The 20,244-nt window shown below is 56.9% G+C and carries 25 protein-coding genes; 15 read left to right on the forward strand and 10 right to left on the reverse strand.

The annotated features are described in order from the left end of the window. Nucleotides 1-10 precede the first annotated feature (10 nt). From GQS_RS05460 to GQS_RS05480, 5 genes are all read left to right on the forward strand, one after another. On the forward strand, nt 11-658 hold the full coding sequence (locus GQS_RS05460; protein WP_014012670.1) for a DUF434 domain-containing protein: 648 nt from the start codon (nt 11-13) through the stop codon (nt 656-658). 148 nt (nt 659-806) lie between these two features. Further along, nucleotides 807-1,928 carry a hypothetical protein gene (locus tag GQS_RS05465; RefSeq protein WP_014012671.1) on the forward strand — a complete coding sequence of 374 codons (1,122 nt, stop codon included), beginning with the start codon at nt 807-809 and terminating at the stop codon, nt 1,926-1,928. Nucleotides 1,929-1,990: 62 nt separating this feature from the next. Further along, nucleotides 1,991-3,097 (forward strand): hypothetical protein, encoded by a 1,107-nt coding sequence (locus GQS_RS05470; RefSeq protein WP_014012672.1) that lies wholly within the window; start codon nt 1,991-1,993, stop codon nt 3,095-3,097. A 61-nt stretch (nt 3,098-3,158) separates the two neighbouring features. Continuing rightward, nucleotides 3,159-3,800 (forward strand): DUF432 domain-containing protein, encoded by a 642-nt coding sequence (locus GQS_RS05475; RefSeq protein ID WP_014012673.1) that lies wholly within the window; start codon nt 3,159-3,161, stop codon nt 3,798-3,800. Beyond that, on the forward strand, nt 3,800-4,903 hold the full coding sequence (locus tag GQS_RS05480) for a mechanosensitive ion channel family protein (RefSeq protein WP_014012674.1): 1,104 nt from the start codon (nt 3,800-3,802) through the stop codon (nt 4,901-4,903). Before GQS_RS05475 ends, GQS_RS05480 begins: the two co-directional genes overlap by 1 nt. On the opposite strand, the gene GQS_RS05485 is transcribed toward GQS_RS05480, so the two are convergent. From GQS_RS05485 to dph2, 4 genes are all read right to left on the reverse strand, one after another. Next, nucleotides 4,900-6,228 (reverse strand): RsmB/NOP family class I SAM-dependent RNA methyltransferase, encoded by a 1,329-nt coding sequence (locus GQS_RS05485; RefSeq protein WP_048056634.1) that lies wholly within the window; start codon nt 6,226-6,228, stop codon nt 4,900-4,902. The genes GQS_RS05480 and GQS_RS05485 overlap by 4 nt on opposite strands. Nucleotides 6,229-6,294: 66 nt before the next feature. Next, nucleotides 6,295-7,245, reverse strand: coding sequence for a hypothetical protein (locus tag GQS_RS05490; protein ID WP_014012676.1), 951 nt, complete (start codon nt 7,243-7,245; stop codon nt 6,295-6,297). Nucleotides 7,246-7,305: 60 nt separating this feature from the next. After that, nucleotides 7,306-7,917, reverse strand: coding sequence for an METTL5 family protein (locus GQS_RS05495; RefSeq protein ID WP_014012677.1), 612 nt, complete (start codon nt 7,915-7,917; stop codon nt 7,306-7,308). 2 nt (nt 7,918-7,919) lie between these two features. Then, complete coding sequence (dph2, locus tag GQS_RS05500; RefSeq protein WP_014012678.1) at nt 7,920-8,948, reverse strand: diphthamide biosynthesis enzyme Dph2; 1,029 nt, start codon at nt 8,946-8,948, stop codon at nt 7,920-7,922. A gap of 170 nt (nt 8,949-9,118) precedes the next feature. On the opposite strand from dph2, the gene GQS_RS05505 reads away from it, so the two are divergent. The 7 genes from GQS_RS05505 to GQS_RS05535 all read left to right on the forward strand — a co-directional run bounded on the left by GQS_RS05505 (nt 9,119) and on the right by GQS_RS05535 (nt 13,200). Further along, nucleotides 9,119-9,700, forward strand: coding sequence for a YiiX/YebB-like N1pC/P60 family cysteine hydrolase (locus GQS_RS05505; protein ID WP_014012679.1), 582 nt, complete (start codon nt 9,119-9,121; stop codon nt 9,698-9,700). Nucleotides 9,701-9,867: 167 nt separating this feature from the next. After that, on the forward strand, nt 9,868-10,482 hold the full coding sequence (locus tag GQS_RS05510) for a YiiX/YebB-like N1pC/P60 family cysteine hydrolase (protein ID WP_014012680.1): 615 nt from the start codon (nt 9,868-9,870) through the stop codon (nt 10,480-10,482). 99 nt (nt 10,483-10,581) lie between these two features. Continuing rightward, nucleotides 10,582-10,920 carry a heavy metal-binding domain-containing protein gene (locus GQS_RS05515; protein ID WP_014012681.1) on the forward strand — a complete coding sequence of 113 codons (339 nt, stop codon included), beginning with the start codon at nt 10,582-10,584 and terminating at the stop codon, nt 10,918-10,920. A gap of 2 nt (nt 10,921-10,922) precedes the next feature. Then, on the forward strand, nt 10,923-11,627 hold the full coding sequence (locus GQS_RS05520; protein ID WP_014012682.1) for a YhfC family glutamic-type intramembrane protease: 705 nt from the start codon (nt 10,923-10,925) through the stop codon (nt 11,625-11,627). Nucleotides 11,628-11,632: 5 nt separating this feature from the next. Beyond that, the gene (locus GQS_RS05525) at nt 11,633-11,995 is read left to right on the forward strand and encodes a PadR family transcriptional regulator (protein WP_014012683.1); all 363 of its coding nucleotides are present in this window, start codon (nt 11,633-11,635) and stop codon (nt 11,993-11,995) included. Beyond that, nucleotides 11,988-12,482 (forward strand): DUF1648 domain-containing protein, encoded by a 495-nt coding sequence (locus tag GQS_RS05530; protein WP_158306490.1) that lies wholly within the window; start codon nt 11,988-11,990, stop codon nt 12,480-12,482. The genes GQS_RS05525 and GQS_RS05530 overlap by 8 nt, the downstream gene beginning before the upstream one ends. Further along, nucleotides 12,460-13,200 (forward strand): hypothetical protein, encoded by a 741-nt coding sequence (locus GQS_RS05535; RefSeq protein ID WP_014012685.1) that lies wholly within the window; start codon nt 12,460-12,462, stop codon nt 13,198-13,200. Before GQS_RS05530 ends, GQS_RS05535 begins: the two co-directional genes overlap by 23 nt. On the opposite strand, the gene GQS_RS05540 is transcribed toward GQS_RS05535, so the two are convergent. Together GQS_RS05540 and GQS_RS05545 are read right to left on the reverse strand one after the other, a co-directional pair. Then, a complete protein-coding gene (locus GQS_RS05540) occupies nt 13,197-13,589 on the reverse strand; it encodes a sigma factor-like helix-turn-helix DNA-binding protein (protein ID WP_014012686.1) in 393 nt (130 codons plus the stop codon). The genes GQS_RS05535 and GQS_RS05540 overlap by 4 nt on opposite strands. Beyond that, entirely contained in the window at nt 13,573-14,283 is a 711-nt protein-coding gene (locus GQS_RS05545; RefSeq protein ID WP_148236369.1) for a hypothetical protein, read from the reverse strand. Before GQS_RS05545 ends, GQS_RS05540 begins: the two co-directional genes overlap by 17 nt. 85 nt (nt 14,284-14,368) lie before the next feature. Between GQS_RS05545 and GQS_RS05550 the strand changes: the two genes are divergently transcribed. Continuing rightward, nucleotides 14,369-15,163 (forward strand): methyltransferase domain-containing protein, encoded by a 795-nt coding sequence (locus GQS_RS05550; RefSeq protein WP_014012688.1) that lies wholly within the window; start codon nt 14,369-14,371, stop codon nt 15,161-15,163. Here the strand turns inward: GQS_RS05550 and GQS_RS05555 are convergent. After that, a complete protein-coding gene (locus GQS_RS05555; protein ID WP_048056531.1) occupies nt 15,147-15,536 on the reverse strand; it encodes a hypothetical protein in 390 nt (129 codons plus the stop codon). The two genes, GQS_RS05550 and GQS_RS05555, sit on opposite strands and share 17 nt — an antisense overlap. 230 nt (nt 15,537-15,766) lie before the next feature. Then, nucleotides 15,767-16,561: a nitrilase gene (locus tag GQS_RS05560; protein WP_014012690.1), complete on the reverse strand. Its 795-nt coding sequence runs from the start codon at nt 16,559-16,561 to the stop codon at nt 15,767-15,769. A gap of 504 nt (nt 16,562-17,065) precedes the next feature. Here GQS_RS05560 and GQS_RS05570 point away from each other — a divergent pair. Continuing rightward, on the forward strand, nt 17,066-17,716 hold the full coding sequence (locus tag GQS_RS05570) for a metallophosphoesterase (protein WP_014012692.1): 651 nt from the start codon (nt 17,066-17,068) through the stop codon (nt 17,714-17,716). Nucleotides 17,717-17,800: 84 nt separating this feature from the next. Further along, nucleotides 17,801-18,145, forward strand: a complete 345-nt coding sequence (locus tag GQS_RS05575) for a transcriptional regulator (protein ID WP_014012693.1) — start codon at nt 17,801-17,803, stop codon at nt 18,143-18,145. Here the strand turns inward: GQS_RS05575 and GQS_RS05580 are convergent. Both GQS_RS05580 and GQS_RS05585 read right to left on the reverse strand, forming a co-directional pair. After that, nucleotides 18,142-19,830 (reverse strand): DUF4910 domain-containing protein, encoded by a 1,689-nt coding sequence (locus GQS_RS05580; RefSeq protein ID WP_014012694.1) that lies wholly within the window; start codon nt 19,828-19,830, stop codon nt 18,142-18,144. The genes GQS_RS05575 and GQS_RS05580 overlap by 4 nt on opposite strands. Beyond that, on the reverse strand, nt 19,827-20,243 hold the full coding sequence (locus GQS_RS05585; RefSeq protein WP_014012695.1) for a hypothetical protein: 417 nt from the start codon (nt 20,241-20,243) through the stop codon (nt 19,827-19,829). The genes GQS_RS05580 and GQS_RS05585 overlap by 4 nt, the downstream gene beginning before the upstream one ends. Between the last annotated feature and the right edge of the window lies 1 nt (nt 20,244).

The following is a 20,244-nucleotide window of genomic DNA, read 5'->3' on the forward strand; positions in this document are numbered from 1 at the left end:
TTCTTTATCCATGCTCATCGATGCGTACCGCGACCTGAAGTACCTCCTCAACAGGGGCTACCGGAAGAAGTACGCCCTCGAGTTCGTGGCCAACCACTACAGGCTGACAAAGGGTGAGCGCTACCTCCTGGCCAGGTGCGCCTTCTCGGACGAATGGATAGACGAGGTAAGGAGAAAGCTCCTAAGACCGGAAGAGCTCGGGGGCAGGGTTCTCGGGATAGACGGCTTCAACGTCCTGATAACACTCGAATCGCTCCTCGAAGGGCGAGCCATACTCTGCGAGGATGGGCTCGTGAGGGATTTGAAGTACCAGGGTAGATACAGGCTCAACGAAGGCACGGAGCGGCTCATTGGCGACCTCGCCCGCGCCCTCGCGGGGCTCGGCGTTGAAAAGGCCGTGTTCTTCTACGGCTCGGCGGTTCCAAAGAGCGGGGAGGTGAAGGGGCTGACGGAGAAGGCCCTCCTTCGGGAGGGGGTCAACTCCGAGGTGAGGCTCGTCAAAAGCCCCGACTTCGAGCTCAAGGCCTTCGAAACCGTCGCAACCGCCGACATCGGAATCATATCAAAGGTCCCCCACGTCTTCGACCTGGCCGCGTACGTGGGAAGGCTCGCCGGGTGGGAGGCGGGCGATCTCTTTGAACTCCTGGAAAAAACGTAACCAGGGAGATATTGACATTCAGACGGCCCTTTTAGAGCTACAAAGCCGTTTGAAGCCTTGGAAAATTTTTAATACATTCGTATACAAGGTAGGTGTATATTTCGCAGTACCCGCTTTTCTTTCTTGGCGGGTGATGGAGGAGGTTTGCATGAGGAAAACCAAAGCGATCCTGCTGGCGCTTCTGATAGCAGGCATGGTCCTCGCCAGCGGCTGTACCGGCGGAGGGACCGCCACGGGCTCCCCTTCCCCCACGACGTCAAGCCAGCCGTCGACGAGTGAGCCCGAAATCACTACAACACAGGAACCATCAACCTGGGACATGAAAATAGTCTGGAGCGCTGACACCACGGGAATACCCTTCATGGACATGAGCCCGGACGGAAGCCTCTCGGCGGCCATAGACTGGAACCGCGGTCTTCTGTACCTGGTCAGGCCGGACGGGAGCAACACGACCCTGAACCTCAGGAGGGATGAGGGGGAAATACAACCGGTGGTTTCGAGCGTCGCCGTGGTTGGAGACCAGGCCTGGGTCCTGGCGTCGTACGAAGGGTTCGCGGGGATAAGAATCTTTTCCTGGAACGGTCTTGCCGGCGAGGAGAGACACGGCGGACCGGGAGCCGTTGCCGACTACATGCTCCGCTCACCGAGCGGAAACCACGTTTGCTACCTGGTGACGGTGTCCCCCACGGAGCAGGAGCTCCACTGCGACGGGGCAAAAATCACGCTCACCCCCGACGATTACGACCTCAAGTCCGTCTCGGACTCCGGGCTCGTCGTTCTGTCGGAAAAGGACCGTGCGTTCGTCTTCAAGGACGGGGGAAGAATCCTGACGTTCAACACGAGCAGGATACTCGCCTACCGCGATAAACTGCTGGTGAGCGAGAACGGAAAGCTGAAGGTTTTCTCCGAGGACGGAAAGTTACTGGCCGAGGGGAGCTACCCATTCGACCAGACGATACTGCTCAAGTGGACTCTGATTCCCACTGGAAGATACCTGCTCTGGCACGAGCCCTTTGGGGACACCCACGTCCTCACGTGGAACCTCACGGAGATTGGAACCCTGCCGGGCTTTCCCTACTTCGCAAACGAGAACTTCGCCGTTACCTCGAAGGACGACGTAATCCACTGCTACTCTCTGAAGGACCTCCAAGAGGTCTTCAGCGTGGATGTCCCCGGCGATTCGCTCGGGTACATAAAGCTGAGCGACGACGGAAAAGTCATGCTTGTCTCGGGGGAGACGGGAGGTTTTTGGCTCTATGCCAAAAGTTAACACCCAAAATTTAAATAGTCCAAACTTGTATTTATTATAAGAAAGGAAGGAGTTGAGTAGATATGAAGAAATTTAGGACTGTTCTTGCAGTTTTCCTGGCACTTTTGGTTTTTGTCAGCGTTAGTGGATGCCTCGGAGGCGGCGGGGAGGAGAGCCCCACGACGTCAGAGTCCCCCACCGACACGGGAGGCCACACCACCAGCGCGGGAACCGGCGGGGGAGGATACAGCACGACGGAGAGCCCGGGAGAAAGCACCGCACCGGGAACCACAACCGAAACCGGCACATCGGAGTACGCATCATGGATGAACCCGTGGGACGCGTACAGCCCGATCCAGATAGATGGCGAGCAGTACCTCATAACCTCCATAAAGTACAAGCTCAGGATAAGGACCGAGGAGGGCGGCCCGATTTACGAGTACGAGATTGAGAAGAGCAGGGGACCGACGAAGATACACGTTTACGGCAACAAGATAGACATGGAGACCGGAGAGCAGGAGAAGGCGGACCTGGGAGAGTTCGAGGTTTACGAGTACTACGGAAAGATCACCCCGATAAACGCCGAGGACATGAACAGCACCTTTGAGTACCGCCTCTGGGTGACCGAAAGGACTTCCGACACGGACACATTCTTCCTGTTCCCGTCACTGGACTTCCTGACACTCTACGCATCACTCTACTCCGGCTCGGGCAACACCGTCGGGGTATGGATGAAGTACGGGGACCAGGTTTTTGAGTTCTACAACCCCGCGGGTGTCGGTGAGATGAGCGTGGCCCCCTATCAGGAGGGGGACATAGACATGCTCTCGAACATCGCCGACATAGAGTCCATCTACATGAGCTGGTACGGGTTCTACAACTTCGGCTTCTGGACCGCCCTCGAGGACGAGAACATCTACCAGGAAACAACGGGCAGCTGGGGAGTGATGGGCTACCAGTACAACTACGAGGTGAAGCCTGACGGAACGATGACCCTTGGAGGCAAAGATTTCAAGGTGTCGCGGGTATCGTGGACATACACCCTCGGGAGCATTACGGGCCAGGGCGAGGCTGTTCTCGCGGCCAACCTTCCGGTGCCGATAGAGGCCAAGGGAGTCTTCATCGAGCAGGGCGGAGCCAACGTCTTCACCCACGTCAAGATCGAGGACATCGGATTCGAGAAGGTCTGAGCCCTCTGACCCTTTCACTTTTCAGGCAAACTTTAAATCTTTCAAGGGGTATTTTTCTATCATGTTTGGTGAGCACGAGCTCAAGACCCAGTTCATCAAAATCATGGACAAAAAAATCCATCTCGTTGAGGCGTCGGAGGACAAGGTCCTCTACCGGCGGGATGAAACGAGGGTTCTGATAAAGAGGGGAAAGGGAAAGTTCCTCATCCTCCCGGCCCCCGCGGAAGGCTACGGTGTGAAGTTTCTGTTCATAAGGCTCTCCGAGAGGATCGCCATTCCCCCCAAGGAACGACTGGCGGGATACCTCTCCGCCCCGATTGATATCTCTGTGAGGAGCGGCGACCTCGAGATAGACCGCTTCACCGTGGGGCGGGAAAAATACACCCTCTACGGCGAGAAGACGGTGGGGGTCATAGCGAGATACCACGAGAGCGATTTCTATGAAAAGCCCCCCGATTCCCCAGGGGTAGTGAAGCTCGTCATCAGCAACCCAACAGAAAGCTGGAAGATGGTGGAGAGGATAGTGTTCCCCATAAGGAACAGCGTGATGTTCTACAAGGAGAACAGGGCGTACTACCCCCTCATAATCCTGCTGACGAAGGAGATATACGAGGTCAACAACACGGGGAATCCGCCGGACGGGACGCTGAAGCCAACCCACAAAGCCGAACCGCTCCCCAACTTCAGAATGAGGTGGTCGTGATGGCAGCTAACAACACCACAACGGCTCCATCGACCTCACCGGCACCGATTCAGATAGACCTCAGCCTGCTGACCCTCGTGGAGGCGGCCCTGATAATATTCGGCATGATAGTCCTCGGAAGGGTTGCCAGGAAGGTAATCATCAGAAAATCAAAGGAAACGAGCCTGACATGGATAATCAACGAGGACACCGCGGATATAGTCTTCAGGATGTTCGTGCTTGGGGGCATCATCTGGGCCCTGTACCTGCTCGGCATAATGAGCTATGGGCTGGGACCGACCACCGTGGGCAACATAGCCTTCGCGATGGGCTTCTTTTACTTCTCGTACCTGATAGCAAAGAAGTCCAAGGACTACATGATAATGAGCTCGGGGAAGAAGGCCAGACCCGAGACTATAGTCAAGGCGAAGGTCTTCTACTACGTCTTCATAACCATCGCCTTTTTCATGGCCCTGAGCTTCGCGGGAGTGAGTACGGAGCTTAGCGCCCTGCTGGCTGCGGCCGGAATAACTGGTATCGTCCTCGGTTTTTCGGCCCAGACCGTCGTCTCGAACTTCATCTCAGGCGTTTTCATGTACTTCGACAAGCCCCTGCTGATAGGCGACCAGGTCAAGATAGGCGAGCTGGAGGGCGTCGTGGAGGACATAAGAATCCTCTCCACCAGGATACGTGCGTGGGACGGTACTCTCATAAGGATACCGAACGAGAAGCTCTTCAACAGCAACATAGTGAACTTCATGCGCTACCCCGTCAGGCGCGTGGATGTTAACATCAGCATCGCGTACGCCGCCGACGCTGAGAGGGCCGTCGAGATAATAAAAAAAGTCCTCGACGACATCCCCCTCGTCCTCGTCGAGCCGGAACCGCTCGTGTACGTCACCGATCTCGGCGAAAGCTCGGTGAACATAGCCATAAAGGCCTGGGCACCCAGCGAGAGGTGGTTCGACGTCAGGACGAGGATAATCCATGACGTCAAGAGGGCCCTCGACGAGGCGGGAATAGAGATACCGTTCCCGCAGAGGGTGAACTGGTTCGCCAACGAACTGAAGGTCAGAATCGAGGAGCCGCCCAGGAAATCCGAGGAGAACGTGGAAGGGGCCTAATCCCCCTTCTTTTCTATCAGGGCGTAGAAGAAGCCTATCGTCCCGTGCCTGTGGGGCCACGCCCTCATGGTTCCTGGCAGAAAGCCTTCGTCATAGGGGCCGTCCAGGGGCACCAGCTGGGCATCCTCGTGCCTTCCCAGGAACCACTCGACCACGCCCTCGTTCTCTTCGGGAAGCATGGAGCAGGTGGAGTAAAGCATCCTCCCCTCGGGCTTCAGAAGTCTCCATGCACTTTCTATGAGCTCCCTCTGAAGGGCCACAACCTTCGGGATGTTCTTCTCGCGAAGACGCCATCGGAGCTCGGGGTTCTTCGCTATCGTCCCGTCGCTGGTGCAGGGGGCATCGAGCATCACCCTGTCGGCGATTCCCTCCCCCAGCATGTCAGGGGCCTTTCTGCCGTCCGCCCTGAGGGTCTCCGCAATCTCAACGCCCGTACGCTTGAGGACCTCGCGCATGCGTTTTATCCTAGCGCCATCCACATCGAAGGCGTAGATTTTGCCCTCGTTTTTCATCAGTTCCGCCATGTGGGCGGTTTTGCCTCCGGGGGCGGCGGCGAGATCCACGACCGTTTCCCCCGGCTCCGGGGCCAAAACCAGGGCGGCAACCGCTGCCGCCTCCTCCTGGGCAATCGCCCAGCCCTTGTTGAAGAGCCATTCGGGGTTGAACGGGTCGAGGATACGGATGACGGTAGGCACTCTCTCGCTTCTCTCGAACCTAACGTTCTTTCTCGCAAGGTAGCCCTCAACGTCCCCGACGGTGGCCTTCAGCAGGTTGACGCGGATGCTCGTCGGCAGGGTCTCGTTGAGTGCCTTAAGGAGAGTCTCCGCCTCGTCACCGAGGAGCCCCCCCATGCGCCGTATGAACCACTCGGGAAAGAGGTAGTCCCACTTCAGACGCTTCTCCTCACTGTCGATGACGGGCATGTACTCGAGGATCCTCGGCAGGATGTCGTAGTAGTAATAGCCGGTGTAGGGATGGGTTCTCTTCGACAGAAACTGGGCGAGGCCCTTCAGATGTTGCCGCGTCCTTTCACCGGGGTCCCTGAAGACCGCCACCTCAACGGCCACCCTCATGGTTGCCCTCAGCCAGGGATCGAGGATAAGGGGCGAAACGCCGACGAGCTCCTCGATTATCTCGTCTATCAGACCGAGCCTGCGCTGGATGGAGTAGAATATGCCCGTCAGCTTCGAATTCTCCCAGCCGTCGATCCTGTACTTTGCGAAGGCCTTTCTCTTGGCGCTCTGGCTCGGCTTGATCTCCTCCCCGAGCTTCACGGCCTCTATGAGTGCATACAGCTGCCTGTCGCTTAGTTTTAATTTGGCCACCTTCATCCTCCACCGTCATCTAGGGAGACCGGCATATATCGCTTTCGCCCAAAAAGTGGGAGAGAATTACACGGACCTGCTGGGCCTGAGGACCTCTATGAGCTCGGGTTCGATGCCGCCGTTCTCCTCCCACATACGAAGAAGGAGGTCGGTTTTCCCGATAATGAACAGGAGAAAAAGGGCCTCCTCGCCGCGTCCATCGCTCAGGAGCGACCTGACCGCATCCAGGGCCTCCTCATGTCTGGAACTGTAGTACGAGAACAGCGCGTTTTCCAGGTTCTTCCTGACCTCCCCTGCCCTCGTGCGCAGGAAGAGGTTTTCTTCCCCGGTCTCAACTGCCCGGAGCAGGGAAGTGAAGCGGACGAGCCGTCTCATCATCTCAGGTGTCGCGTGGAACTCCAGAACCTCCTCGAGGAGGTCAATTCCAAGCTCAATCATCAGGGCGTTACCGCTTGAGATCAGCGACGCCATACTGGCCGCCAGGAACTCCCAGTAGCCCGCAACCATGCCCATGTTGAGGAGAACGCGGAGGCCCAGGAGCCGGGTCCACAGGGAGTCCGAGAACACGAGGGAGCGAACCTTTGAGAGCCCGTCTTTTCCGAGGGGCGGCACCTGCACCCTCTCAAAAAGGTCGAGTATTGAAAGACATGTTAGGGTGTCTCCCCCCTCCATCACCTGAGCCGCGGCGTCCAGAAGCACAAGGAACCGCTCCTCGTCGAGGGGAGTGTTCTCAAGGAGGGGCGTGAGAACCTCCAGCGCCCTGTAAACGACCCTGGGATCCTCGTCGGTAAGCCTGCCGGCAAGGGACATGAAACCCTGGCTCAGTACGAGCGTCCTAACCCCCATATCAGAGTCCCCGAGGAGCTTTCCAATGGCCACAAGGGCTCGAAGGCGGACGGTGCTGTCCTCGTCCTCCAGCAATTCGAGAAGGGACATGAGTACATGATCGTCATCGTTTGCGATATTGATTACATCCATCGCCTGCCAGGATGTGAGTATCTCCTTAATTTGATCCATACACCCACCCCCTATTCTACCCACAATAAATTGAACGTCATCCAATATATCGTTTTCGCTTTATGTTCTCTCAAGTCTATAAATGTCCACCAGGACCCTTTCCAGTCTCTTCCTGTGGAAGAAGAACTGGGCAGGAATTTCAAAGGGGAGCGTTACTCTGTGCGTTATCGAAAAACCGGAGTCACTCACAAAGGCTTCGATGAAACGCCTCACCTCAGGTTTGGCCAGGTGTATGGAATAAACGACATCGCTCACTTCAAAAGCCTTGAGCAGAAAAGGCCTGTCCGCGTGGGGGTTCTGGCTGCCGAAGGGGGGGTTCATCACAACCGTGTCCACCTTCCTCCCAAAACGGGAGACCTCCGAGTGAATGAACTCGATGCACTCCTCCATACCGAGGGAGCGGGCGTTTTCTCTCGCAATCTCAAGCGCGGTTTCATCCACCTCAACGGCGTAAACCCCCGCGGCACCGAGGAGGCAGGCACCGATGGAGAGAACACCGGTTCCCGCACCCAGGTCCCCCACGACCCTTCCCTCAATGTCCCCCAGCGAGTGGGCTAACCAGAGGAGCTCTGCGGCGACGTTCCCCGGAGTCCTGTATTGCTCGAGCTCGGGTTTGGGATTTCTGAAACCCTCAAGGCGGGAGAGGGCGATGGCGAGGTGCTTCTTCTTCACTTTCAACCACCGTGGAGCGCGATGCCGATCGGCTCATCTTCCTTTCTCTCCACCCCGAGTATCTCGTCGAAGGCGTAGTCCTCGCGCAGGCCCAGGAGTATCTCGACCTCCGGCGGCGTCAGCACCGGCTTCCTCCAGTTCTCGTAGTCGTCTATCGGGACGCGCGGGCAGGCGACCACGACGTACGCATCGAAGTCGAAGCCTTCCAAAGCCGGGTAGTTGATGTGGTTCATGGCCATGAGCCTCGCGTATTTCCCGTGCTCGCGGAGGAGCTTTACCACGCGCTTCGCCTCGGCCAGGCGGAGCTGTCCCTTCTTGGTGCTCGTTATCACGCCAAAACGCTCCGCATCCATGGCCTTTGCTATCTGTGCCCAGCGTCTCCTGATGAGCCTTTCGGCCTCGTTATCCATCCAGATGGCATCACCGGAGTATGGGTTTACCGCGAGGGTTGGCTTCCTCGTCGCCAGCGCGGCCCCCAGGGGGTGGAAGTAGCCGGCCCCTATGAAGAGAACCCCCTCGGCATCCGCCTTCGCCGCGGCAAAGTTGCAGCCGAGAATCTGGCCCGGCCAGCTGACGCGGGAGTCCCCTTTTCCAACAATAACCTCAAAGCCATGATTTTCCAGAAACGCCCTCGCCCGCTCAAGCTGGTGAATGTGCTGGGCGGTCGTGACGAGGGCTATCCTCTTCCCCAGCTTCCGTACCTCGTCAAGGTTCTTCTCGAGTGAGGGAACCACATCAACGTTCGCGAAGGCAGGAACGAATATCGTGGGAACCTCCAGGTGGAGGCGCATGTAGCTGTGACCGAGGTGTATCAGCGCGTCGCAGCCGAGAAGCTTTGCCTCTCTGTCGGCGGGGTCGCAGGCGCCGTAGTTGATGTCGCCGCTTATTATGGCCTCCATCCCGTTCTCCTCAAGAAAATCCGCCAGCGCCTGGGCCTCGCGCTTCAGGCCCTCCGGCGTCTGAATGAGCACCCTTTCCGCGCCGAGCTCTCGCAGCCTCTCCAGTATCTCTCGCATCGAAACCTCATGCATCTTACCCACCGACGACGGTTGGGGGGAACCCTTTAAATCACCATCGATTCGCAGAAGTGTACAGCACCTTAGTGAACTTAAAAATACATTATCAACCATAAACGTGCAACCGAAACCCTTATTAAACATTGCTGCACTAGATTTTCTGCAATGCATTGGAGGTGTTCCAGATGAAGAAAGTTGCTGCAATCCTGGGACTTCTCTTCCTGACCGCAATGCTGAACCCCGTTGCCGCCTCCGGCAGCAAGGGCGACGCCAACTACTGGCACCCCTATCCGTGGAACGTCGCCCCCGGCGACATCGTCATCGGACACAACCCCAACAGCGATAAGTTCATACCGGGCTATTGGACACACACGGGAATGATAGCCTACTACGACAGCTATTACGGGGAATGGGTCGTTATAGAGGCCTGGGAATCTGGGATAAGGATGGTTCTTCTCTCCGACTTCCTCCGCAGGTACGACACTGTGGCTGTTCTGCGTGTTGCCACGAGCGATTACGTCAGGCAGAACGCCGTGTACTTCGCATACTACCAGCTCGGGAAGCCCTACGACTGGGGCTGGTGGACGAAGCAGGTTTACGGTGATTCCTACTACTGCTCGGAGCTCGTGTGGGCGGCATACATCGCCGCGGGCGGCCCGGACATCGACGCCAACCCCGGCTGGAGCTGGACCTACGCCAACGGGGTCGCCCCGCAGGAAGTTTACGACGACGGAGACACCTACGTAATCTACTACCACTCGGCCTGACCACCCCATTTTCTTTTTGCTGACCAGAAAGGAATATTTCATCAACGTATTCTGCCAGAAGGTAGCACAAAACTATGGACATCAAGTCCAATGTAAACAACGAAGGAGAATAAAACTTATTAACCTGCCGGCCTATTTTTGTTCCGCCCAACACTGGGGGTGATGAAATGAGGAAGCTTGGAATAATAGCAGTGGTCTTCCTCCTTCTCGGCGCCACCGTTCCGGGTGCCAGCGCCGGCGACCTCCTGAACTACATCTGGGACACAAGCACCTACCAGCACCCGTACCCGACCGACGTCCAGCCGGGTGACCTCGTCTACGGCCACAGCCCGGACCTTTTCAACGCCATAATCCCCGGCTACTGGATACACGTTGCCATCGTCGCCTGGTACAACGAGAGCATCAACGACTGGATGGTTATAGAGGCCAAGATAGGCAAGGGCATCATCATCAGCCCGCTCAGCGAGTTCCTCAGCAGGTACGACGTGGTTGCCCTCCAGAGGGTCAGGGTCGACGACGCCACCAAGCAGAGGGCCATTCAGTTCGCCTACCAGCAGCTCGGAAAGCCCTACAACTACAACTACATCGGCAAGCCGAAGGTCTACGACGACGAGTACTACTGCTCCCAGCTCATCTGGGCGGCCTACCTCGTCGCCAGCAACTTCCAGGTGAACCTTGACGCGAACGACGGTGCCTGGAGCTGGACCTACTTCTACTCAGTCGCCCCGCAGGAAGTTTACGACGACCCAATGACCTACACCATCTACAAGCACGAGGCCTGAGTCCTATTCTCCTTTCTTTCCATTCCCCCATCCAACAAAAGCCTTTTATACTTCCTAACCCAATAATACCTCGAAGTTCGATGCATCGGGGTGATAAGTATGGACGACATCATCATAACGACCACTGAAAGCCTGCCCGGCTACCGCGTGGTCGAGGTGAAGGGCCTCGCGAGGGGCGGCATAGTCAGGGCCACCCACGTTGGCAGGGACATAATGGCCTTCTTCAAGAACCTCAAGGGCGGAGAGGTTCAGGAGTACACACAGATGCTTGCGGAGGCCAGAGAGGAGGCCCTGAGGAGGATGAAGCTCCACGCCGAGGACATGGGTGCCAACGCGGTCGTGGGTGTTCGCTTTATGACCTCCGCGGTGGCCTCAGGTATGGCCGAGATATACGCCTACGGCACGGCGGTGGTCGTTGAGAAGATTGAGGAGGAGTGAGCATGTATCTCCTCCCGTTCCCCATACTCGGCGGGCTGCTGGCGTGGGCGACGGTTTATTTTCTGGGCTTCGAGAAGCAGAGGTGGGGAGAGTTCGTCCTCGGTTTAGCGGCGTTTTTCATTGCGATAGTTATCCAGAACCCCGTCCAGCAGCTCCCTCTCCTTGGAATCGGGATAAAGTCCAACGCCGACGTTATAGCAAGGGGAACCGCATTCACCATAGGTGTTTCTATATGGCTCGGTCTCATCGCTGGAGTCGTCCAAGAAGGGGCAAAGTACCTCCTGGTGAAGGGGAAGAGTCTGAACACCGGCCTGTTCATGGGTCTGGGCTTTGGAATAACAGAGGTCTTCATTATAGCAGGGGCCGCTCTGGCGGGGGCCCTGGCCACGGGGGAGCCCCTAGACGTTCCCACGGGCGCGGCGCTGCTCTCAATGGTGGAGCGCTACTTCGTCGTCCTCTTCCACGTGGGGACCGGAATATACCTCGCGTACGCATACAGGGAGGGCTACGGGAAAACGGGCCTTCTGGCGATGATAGGAATCCACACGGTCATCGATTCCCTGGCGGCGTATTATCAGCTCACGAAAAGCGAACCTATCATGTACGCGGTGGAGGTTATAAGCGCCCTCACCGCACTGGGACTGCTGTACTACACGATTCCAAAGGCGAAGCTCGAGCTACCCAAGGAAGAGGAAGCCCTGTGGTGAGCGACGTGCTGATGGACAGGAAGGAGAATGCCCTCAAGAAGCTGAGAAAGGACCTTCGCTCAGGACTCTACTCCTACCTAGTTCTCCTGCTCCTGGAGAGGGAAGGGGAGCTCCACGGCTACGCGATACGGAAAAGGCTTGAGGAGCTGAGCGACGGCAGAATCGTGCCGAGCGAAGGGGCACTCTACGACATCCTCAAGAGCCTGAAAAAGAGCGGCCTGGTTCAGGACACCTGGGCGGAAGTCGGCGGGAGACCGAGGAAGTACTACTCCCTCACGAAGCTGGGCAGGGATGTTTTAGGCGAGCTGAAGAGGGAGATAGGGGCGATAACGGAGACCCTGGAGAGGATTGAAGATGGTGATGGCTGAAAAGGAGTCCTCTTTCGATTCCTACCGGATGAAAGATGGGCTGAGATTTTACTTACTCCTGCAGCTCGCCTTTCTCGGAGCATACCTATTGCTGGCCGCAATCTTGTGGAACAAACTTCCAGAGACCATCGCCGTGCACTTCAAATCCTCCGGAACGCCGGACATTTTCTCGGACAAGCTGTGGGGTGTGGTGGAGCTTCCTGCTCTTGTGTGGCTTCTGTTCTTCGTCCTGACGCTGCTGGCCAAAAACTCTGAATTCTCCATTCGGATGCGCATCTACCCCGGAAAAATAAAAGCCTGGGCCGGGCTTATGACCCTGATGAGTGCAGGGATCATCATTGTCGTGTCCACCTCGGTGCTCTATAATGCAGGATTTACTTCCGGAGAGGCAGTCGGCTACGCTGGGCTTCTCCTTATAACTATGGTTCTCGTAGGGATTTACCGCCTGATTATGGGTGGCACGGATGGAGGGCTACGGGCTCCTTAGAATCATCTGGGCGGCATTCATCGGCCTCGGCATGATCACCGCGGGGATTCTCACGTTCACCTCAAAGGGTGAGCCCGGAATAGGGTTCAGGATAGGCCACACCTACCTCTCGGAGCGGGCGAGGAGAAAAGCGAACCGCGTTTCAGGAATCGGGACGATTTTGACCGGGGTTTTCCTTATAATCCTCTCCCCGTTTCTGAGCTTCGCATGGCTGGCTGTCTTCCTGCTCCTCGGCCTCGGAACAACAATGCTCTTCGCCTATTTAACTGCGAAGCGCGAGTACGAGCTTGAGGAGCTCTCAACGGAGGCGCCGGAGAAACCCGGAAGAATAATAGAACCGCCGAATCTGAAGGTATACATTGGTCTCCAGGCGGCATTTCTGGGGGTTTTTGTACTTTTCTCTGCAAGGGGAAGTGTTTCAAAGGAAACCACGCTGGTCATCGGCGGGGCGCTTCTCCTGTTCCTCGCGCTCACCGTTCTGTTTTCCCGACCCCTCGTCTTTCAGCTTGCTCCCGGCTTCTCCGGAATCATGGCTAGGAAGTTCGCAAGGGCGCTGACCCTCGTCTCAGGTCTGATAACGGCAGAGATCACCCTAGCGGCACTTGGATACGAGCCCGGCCCCCTTGGCGTCGTCTTGCTTCTTACAACCTCACTCGGAGTTATCTTCTACGCCGCCTTCATCGCCCTTACGGGGGCCTATGAGGAAGGTTACTATTAGCTTTCAAGGGCCTTTATCAGCTCTTCTCGATCAGGTTCCCTGGTTATTCCCATCTCAACGGCGTGCTCAAGCACGTACTCCGGCAGATCCTCCCCGAAGAATGCCCTTATCCCCTTCCCCGGGAAGTAGAACGCATAAACCCTGACGTTTTTATCGAGGCACCTTCCCCTCGCGACCATGAAGCCCTTCTCGGCGTTAACCCTGACGATATCCCACGAAAAAACTTCAGCGAGGCCAAAGAAAGCCTCGAAGAGCTTCACCCTGGCATCTTTCAGAGCCTTGTTTACCGCCTGGCGGGAGATTCCGAGGGCCTCGGCTATCTCAACTTCACGCATTCCCTTGGCCCTCATCAGCCATACCTTTTCCATGCCATCAGGAAGCCTGAACACCGGAACTACTCCCCCCAAGCGCTTTCAGGAAAACTTCCATGGTGGTCTGATCATCGAAGGCTATCAGACACTTTCCTCGCGAGGTTCCCAAAACGACATAATCCTTCACATAGTGGTTGAGATACGTGAAAACCAGTGCAATCTCAACTGCAACAACCATGGCAAAGTCAACGGCAGCGGGCACTGCCAACCACAGGAGAAAGCCAAGAATCATAGGCAGAACCAAAAGCGCCATACCAATGGATTCGTTCTCAAAGGGCAGAAGAAGGAGTAGGAGATACACAAAAGAAACCAAAAATAGGACAGTATAACCTGTGTAATCTCTGCTTGGATGGGTCAGCACAACAAGGATGGAAAAGCATGCCGTCGAGAACACAAGTAGGAAAAACATGGGGAACTCCCCGGCAAGCGAAGTGGCCCTCAGCCTGCGGATTACCTTGACCTCATCTATCTCATCCAAGTGGATTTCTCGGCTCATTCGTCCGAAGAGATACCTAAGCCTGAGAACTCCATCTTCAATCTCAGCAGACGTCCCCCAGGACATTGCGAGGAACAACCAACCTGCAATGACAACCCAAGGAGTTTCAAAAACTAAGGGTGCGACTACAAAGAACACGAATCCCAAGGCCAGCAAAAGCAACTGTGGCCCCGACGTGTTCATCGGGGTTGCTCCTCTCAACCTCACACTTACCACCTTGTCAACCTATGTAAGTTGACAAAATATTTAAGCCTTTCGATGCATTTAAATAATTTCACACATTCTTTACCGTGGTGATGCCATGTCCCTTGAAGGGCTCTACCGTTACGCCAGGGCATATATGGAGCCGGGCAATGAGGGGGCGAGAAAAAGGTTCGGGGAACTGGTGGAGTTCTTTGAAAAGCTGGAGCTTCCCCGAGGGGGAAGGGTTCTCGACCTGTGCGCCGGCACCGGCATAGCAGGGGCGGCCGCCGCCAAGGCCACCGGAGCAAGCAGGTTAACCGTCCTGGATGTCCGGGCCGAGGACCTCGAAAGGGTTCACGAGTGGCTCGAGTTGGCGGGTGCGAGCACAGCACCCACCAAGGTCCGGGGAGATGTGAGGAACGTGCCCGACCTCGTGGAGGAGCACGATGTGGCAGTGCTCTTTGGCAACACCATGATACACTTCGATCCCTTCGACGCGGTGAGGATATTCGCCGGCGTCGCCCTAACACTGAGCGGGGACGGGGTCTTCATGGTCGAGGACACCGACAGGGTTTACAGGATACTGTACAGCATCGGCTACAAGGAATTCTTCGTCGAGAGCAAGGGAGAAAACCACACCCTCGCCTCCGTCCACGAGGGATATGACGTCAGAAGGGGGACGTTCAAAAGGGCCTACTACCTCCTGCCGGGGTTTGAGAAAGTGGGGGAGTTCGACTTCCATCACTGGGACCTGGCGACCCAGCTGGCGATCGGGCGGATATTCTTCGGAGAGGCCAGACTGATACGGCCGGGGGAGCACGGATTCACGCGCGTGGGAGACGTCCTCTACTTCAAACGCCCAAGAAAGGACATCGCTGCGCTCGTCCTCGACGACTTCAGCGGTCCGCTCTGAAAGCTATCTCTATTTCCTGTCCCGTGTTTCCATTCTTTACGACGAGGTACTGGGGCCCCTCCGACGTTATGAGGTCCAGGTTAACCTCCGTCACGTTTTCCCAGCGGAGGATGACGCTGCCAGCGGTGACGTTCTCAAAGTAGCCCGATTCGGAGGTGACGATGTAGACGGAGAACGGGTGCTCCGCCCTCACGTGCCCCGTCACGTGGGAGCCAGCCGGGAGCAGCTCTGCCTGAAGGGCACCCGCTTCGAAGTATCCCCTTTGATAAGAGGAGTCAGGCAGGAACACCGCGGCATTGGCGGCCAGTCCAACCCCCAGTGCCACCAGGAGGAGAACCCCCACAAGGATGTATCCCCTGATTTTCGTCACCATACACATTATACGCTTTTATTCTTAAAACCCTTTCGAAACCGGCCCCCAAATGGAAAGCAGAGCCCCCACTGAGCCCCGTTGATGTAAAATCTCCAACATACACCGCTCCACCACTGGAAAATCCGGAACCCGATAACGGGGATATTGGCCACTTTCCAAAAAATGGGTTTTTGTGATCAGAACAGTACTGTGATGCAGCATATAAACACAAAGAGAAAGGGGAGACCCAATCACAGGGCGTAGTGCTCGGGGCGCCTGTCCCTGAAGACGTCGTTCATCTCGTTGAGCCTCTTGTTCCTCGCCATCCCGAGGTCTATCTCGACAACGGCCACCTCCTCCTCATCCTCGCTCCCCATCGCCAGCACTTCAGCCTTCGGCGATGCTATCGTGCTCTTACCGATGAACCTCAGTCCAAACTCTTCGCCGACCCTGTTGGCGGTTATCGTGTAGACACGGTTCTCCAAGGCCCGTATGGGCATCGCCCTGGGGGCGTAGGGCATCACCAGGTTGCTGGGGTGGGCTATGATGTCGGCCCCTTTGAGGGCGAGCGTTCTCGCGGACTCCGGGAAGAACCAGTCGAAGCATATCATGACGCCGACCTTTGCTATCCCGATGTTGAAAACATGAAAGCCCAAGTCCCCAGGTTCGAAGAAGAGCTTCTCGCGGTAGAAGAGGTGAACCTTGCGGTATTTGCCTATGTATCCGCTGCCTATCGGACCTGTAACGACCGCGGAATTGTACAGCTTTCCGTTCTCGTCCTTCTCCGCGGTCCCCGCGACTATGAAGACACCGAGCTCTCTGGAGAGCTCCATGAGAAACTGGGTCGTGGGTCCGTCGGGTATCTGACCCGCGACTTCAAGGACTTCCGCCTTGCTTCTGAAGTTGTAGCCGGTGTCAAAGAGCTCCGGAAGGACGATGAGTTCCGCGCCTTCATCGGCGGCGGCACGTATCAGCTCCCCGGCTTTGGAGTAGTTCGCCTCAGGTTCAAGAAAAACGGGTTCCATCTGAACGTAAGCCACCTTCATGCCATCACCGTTCGGTGTTGGGCTGAAGAGTTGATAAGGTTAGCGGACGGATTTCCCGGAAGCATACCACATTGATAGGGTATCAAACGCTCCAAACAGCGTTAAAATAGGATTGCGATACCAGGGACAACGCATACACAGCAACATCCGGTTTAAACTTCCCAATTACCACAACAAGGACATGAACATGCGAAAAATTTAAGAACCTGGAACCCGCTCTCCCGTGCCGTTTTCCCCGCTTGCGGGTGTCCATGAAGCTTTTTAGCCGTACGAAAAGTACCGGCCCTTCCCCACGGAAAAGCTTAAAAAGGAACCTCCGGAGCTAACCCCTGAGAGAAACTCAGGGGTGATGATCATGAAGAGGCGCCCAAGGAAGTGGAAGAAGAAGGGAAGAATGAGGTGGAAGTGGATCAAGAAGAGGGTCAGGAGACTCAAGAGGCAGCGCAGGAAGGAGCGCGGACTCATCTGATGCTCCTCCTTTTCTCCACCGTTTTCGGTGGTCCCATGAATTCTTTTAAGGACTTTGAGAGCCTCTCACTGGAGATTGAGACCTCCCGCGGGAGGACGCTTCTTATTGCGGACCCACATATAGGTTTCGAGCTGTCTCGCGGGCTGAGGGTAAGGACGCGCTTTGAGGAGCACCTGGCGGAGTTCATCGCCGGAACGGACCCGGACCTTCTCATCATCCTCGGCGACCTGAAGGAGCCGATAGGCCTTAGTTTCACAATGAAACGCCTCCTTATGGGCTTTTTCTCGAGCCTCGGGGGAATTCCAACGGTCGTAACGAAGGGAAACCATGACGGGAGGATAGAGGAGGTCGCCGGGAAGTTCCCCCACGTCGAGGTGACCGACCACCTGCTGGTGGACGACAGACTCTTCCTCCACGGCCACACAGGACTGCCCGGGGTGGAGTTCGAGGAGGCGTACCTCGGCCACATTCATCCCGCGTACACCTTCAAAAGGGGCGGCGTTTCAAGGAAGGTGAAGGTCTTCGTCCGCTCCGGAAGGTTCCTCATACTGCCAACGATAAACCCCTTCATAGAGGGCTTCAACGTGGCGGACGGAATAAGGATGGTGCCGTTTCTGAAAGGGGCTGACTCGGTGGAGCTGTTCCTCCCGGAGGGAATTTACCTGGGCAGGGTAAACCTCCGATGATGCTCCAACACCGCGGGCAAAGTTTATAACCCGTATGAAAATAATCCTTCATAGGTGGGAAAATGGACGTATCAGGTGAGCGGGATGAGTGATGTCTACGAAAAGCTTGAGGCGCTGCTTCGTTCCCTTGGGGTCAAGAAGACTGAGCTGAGGATTTACAGGCTTCTGCTCGACAAAAAGGAGCCGATGAGGATAACCGAGATACAGAGGGAGCTCGGGATAAGCGAACGCTCGGTCAGGGAGCACGTGCTCAGCCTCTACAGGAAGGGCATTCTGCGGAGAACCCTCATCGAGCAGGGCTGGCTCGGCTACACGTACAGCGCCGTTTCCCCGAGCGAAGTTCTCGAAAACATCAAGCAGAGCCTCATAAAGAGAATAAACGAACTGGAGCAGGAGCTGAAAAGCGGCTCCAAATCCAGCAGGAACTAAGCCAGCTCCACGATCCCCGCTGCCTCCAGGATTCCCACGAGCTTCTCCAGCTTTTCTTCATCGATTTCCCCGTACTCTTCCCTGAGCGCCTCAAAGGCCCGCTCTCTGGGAAGGAGTTCCGCGAGCATAAGCAGCTCATGGAGATGCACCAGAACCCGCCGGTCCCGGGTCAGCGACCTGAACTCCTCGGCGAGCCTTTCGTCTGCCTCCCTTATGAGGTGCTCCGACAGTAAGCCCCGGACCTTCCACGTCAGCCAGGGCTCCGGCTCAAACCGGTGGCCGCTCTCAATGCCCAGGAACCGCGAGTCCCTGGCGAGGCCCGTCATCACAAGGCGCTCAACCTCGTCCGTTTTCCTCTCCCTCGACAGCTCACCCAGGTATTTCATCGCGTATCCCCGGGCAAAGCGCTGGAGCTCCTCCCCATCGCCCTTCGCAAGGGCCAGGGCGGTCGCGAGGACGGCCCTTCCAATGACCTCAACGCTCTCCCCGCTGACCTTGTCGATGGTGTCGCCGCTGGAGTGGTAGAAGCGGTCGGGCCATGTTATGGGCATCGTCCCAGGGATTCCGAAGAAGTTGAAGATATCGTGGTCGCTGCCCATTTCGTACGGGAAGCTCTTCACCCGGAGCCTGGGCAGTGGGCTCCCGGAGAAGCTTTTTCCGGCCTCGTTCGCCAGGTCGAGGTAGTACTCGAGGATTCCCGAGACCACCGAGAAGCGGGAGATGGGGGTTCTAACCAGCATTATCGTCGAGCCGGCCCGGTCAGGACTGCCAGCCACCATGTCGAGGTTTATGGCCGCGTAGTACTTCCCCAAGTCTGCGTGGCGCTCGATGAAGGCCTGCGTCCCATAGTATTCGGGAACCCAGAGAAACGCGAAGCCAAAGCGGAACGAATCGTCGTGGAGGCGGGACAGAACGCGCGCCAGTTCCATCAGCATCGCGCTGCCGCTCGCGTTGTCGTTAGCTCCAGGCTTCGGGTGGCAGATGTGGGCGGTGAACAGAAGGAACGGCGGCCTCCCGATCTCAGCGTAGAGGATCGGAAGAACCTGGCGCTCGTTTATCACCGTCTCAACCTCAATCCTCGCACTCACGCTCTCCCCGGAGTTCAGCTTTCCAATGATTTTCCTGGCCAGTGTCTCTGGGACGGCCACCGCGGGAATCCTGGCCCATTCAAGGTCGTCCTTTGTGAGGAAGAGCCCTATGTAGGGCACCTCCTCCCCGGTACCCTCGCGGTAGGCCATGAAGCCGACCGCCCCCATCTCGTTGGCCCTGCGGTATGCCTCCCTCCACTCGCGTCCCACCAGGACTATCCTGCCCCGTGCTTTTTCCCAGTCATCCTCCCGGACAACGTGGACGACCTCCCCCTCGGCACTGCCGCTTGGGGAATGTGCCATGACCACAAGGGGAGTGCCCGCCGTGGTCAGGGTCGTTCCGAGAACCTCAACGGCACCCCTAACGACGTCCCAGGCTATCGGCGACTTGAGCGTCAGGTACCTGCTCTCGCCGTCGTAGGTCTCCTCGTAGAGGTCAGCACCGATCCCCCAGATGCGGAGCTCCTCCAGTATGAAGCGGACCGCCTCGGGAAGCTCCCTCGAGCCCTGTATGCGGTGGAACTGGCTTATCTCAGCGATGTAGTGCAGCACGTTGTTAGGATCAAAAACCTCGGCTTCCTTCAGGAAACGTCTCATTCCCCATCACCCAGATGGAGCATCCTGGGAGGCCTCATGAGCCTCAGGCTGTCAAGGAGGTCGGGGGGCATGAGAAGTCCAAAGGTTTCAACGAACCTTGCGAATTCAACCTCCACGGTGGACCCCTCCTCCATAATTTCCCCTGGCGATACCTCCCCCTGTGCGAAGCTATCCCGATCATCTGTCACAAGAAGGCCCCGTCTAATGTCCTCCTCGCGCTTCTTGGCGCCGGCAGTTCTCCCCCGGAGGTAGGCATCCCTAACGGCCTCGTAGGCACCGAGATCACCGGCTGCCTTATAGAGCTCGTCCCGCCGCTTCCTCACCCATTCGGCCCATTCGCTGTGCCCTTTGTAGCCGACGAAGTAGCCGAACTCATAGGCCCTCTTGACGAGCCGCCGGATCTCATCTTCCATC

The sequence above is a fragment of the Thermococcus sp. 4557 genome, assembly GCF_000221185.1.
Classification (GTDB): domain Archaea; phylum Methanobacteriota_B; class Thermococci; order Thermococcales; family Thermococcaceae; genus Thermococcus.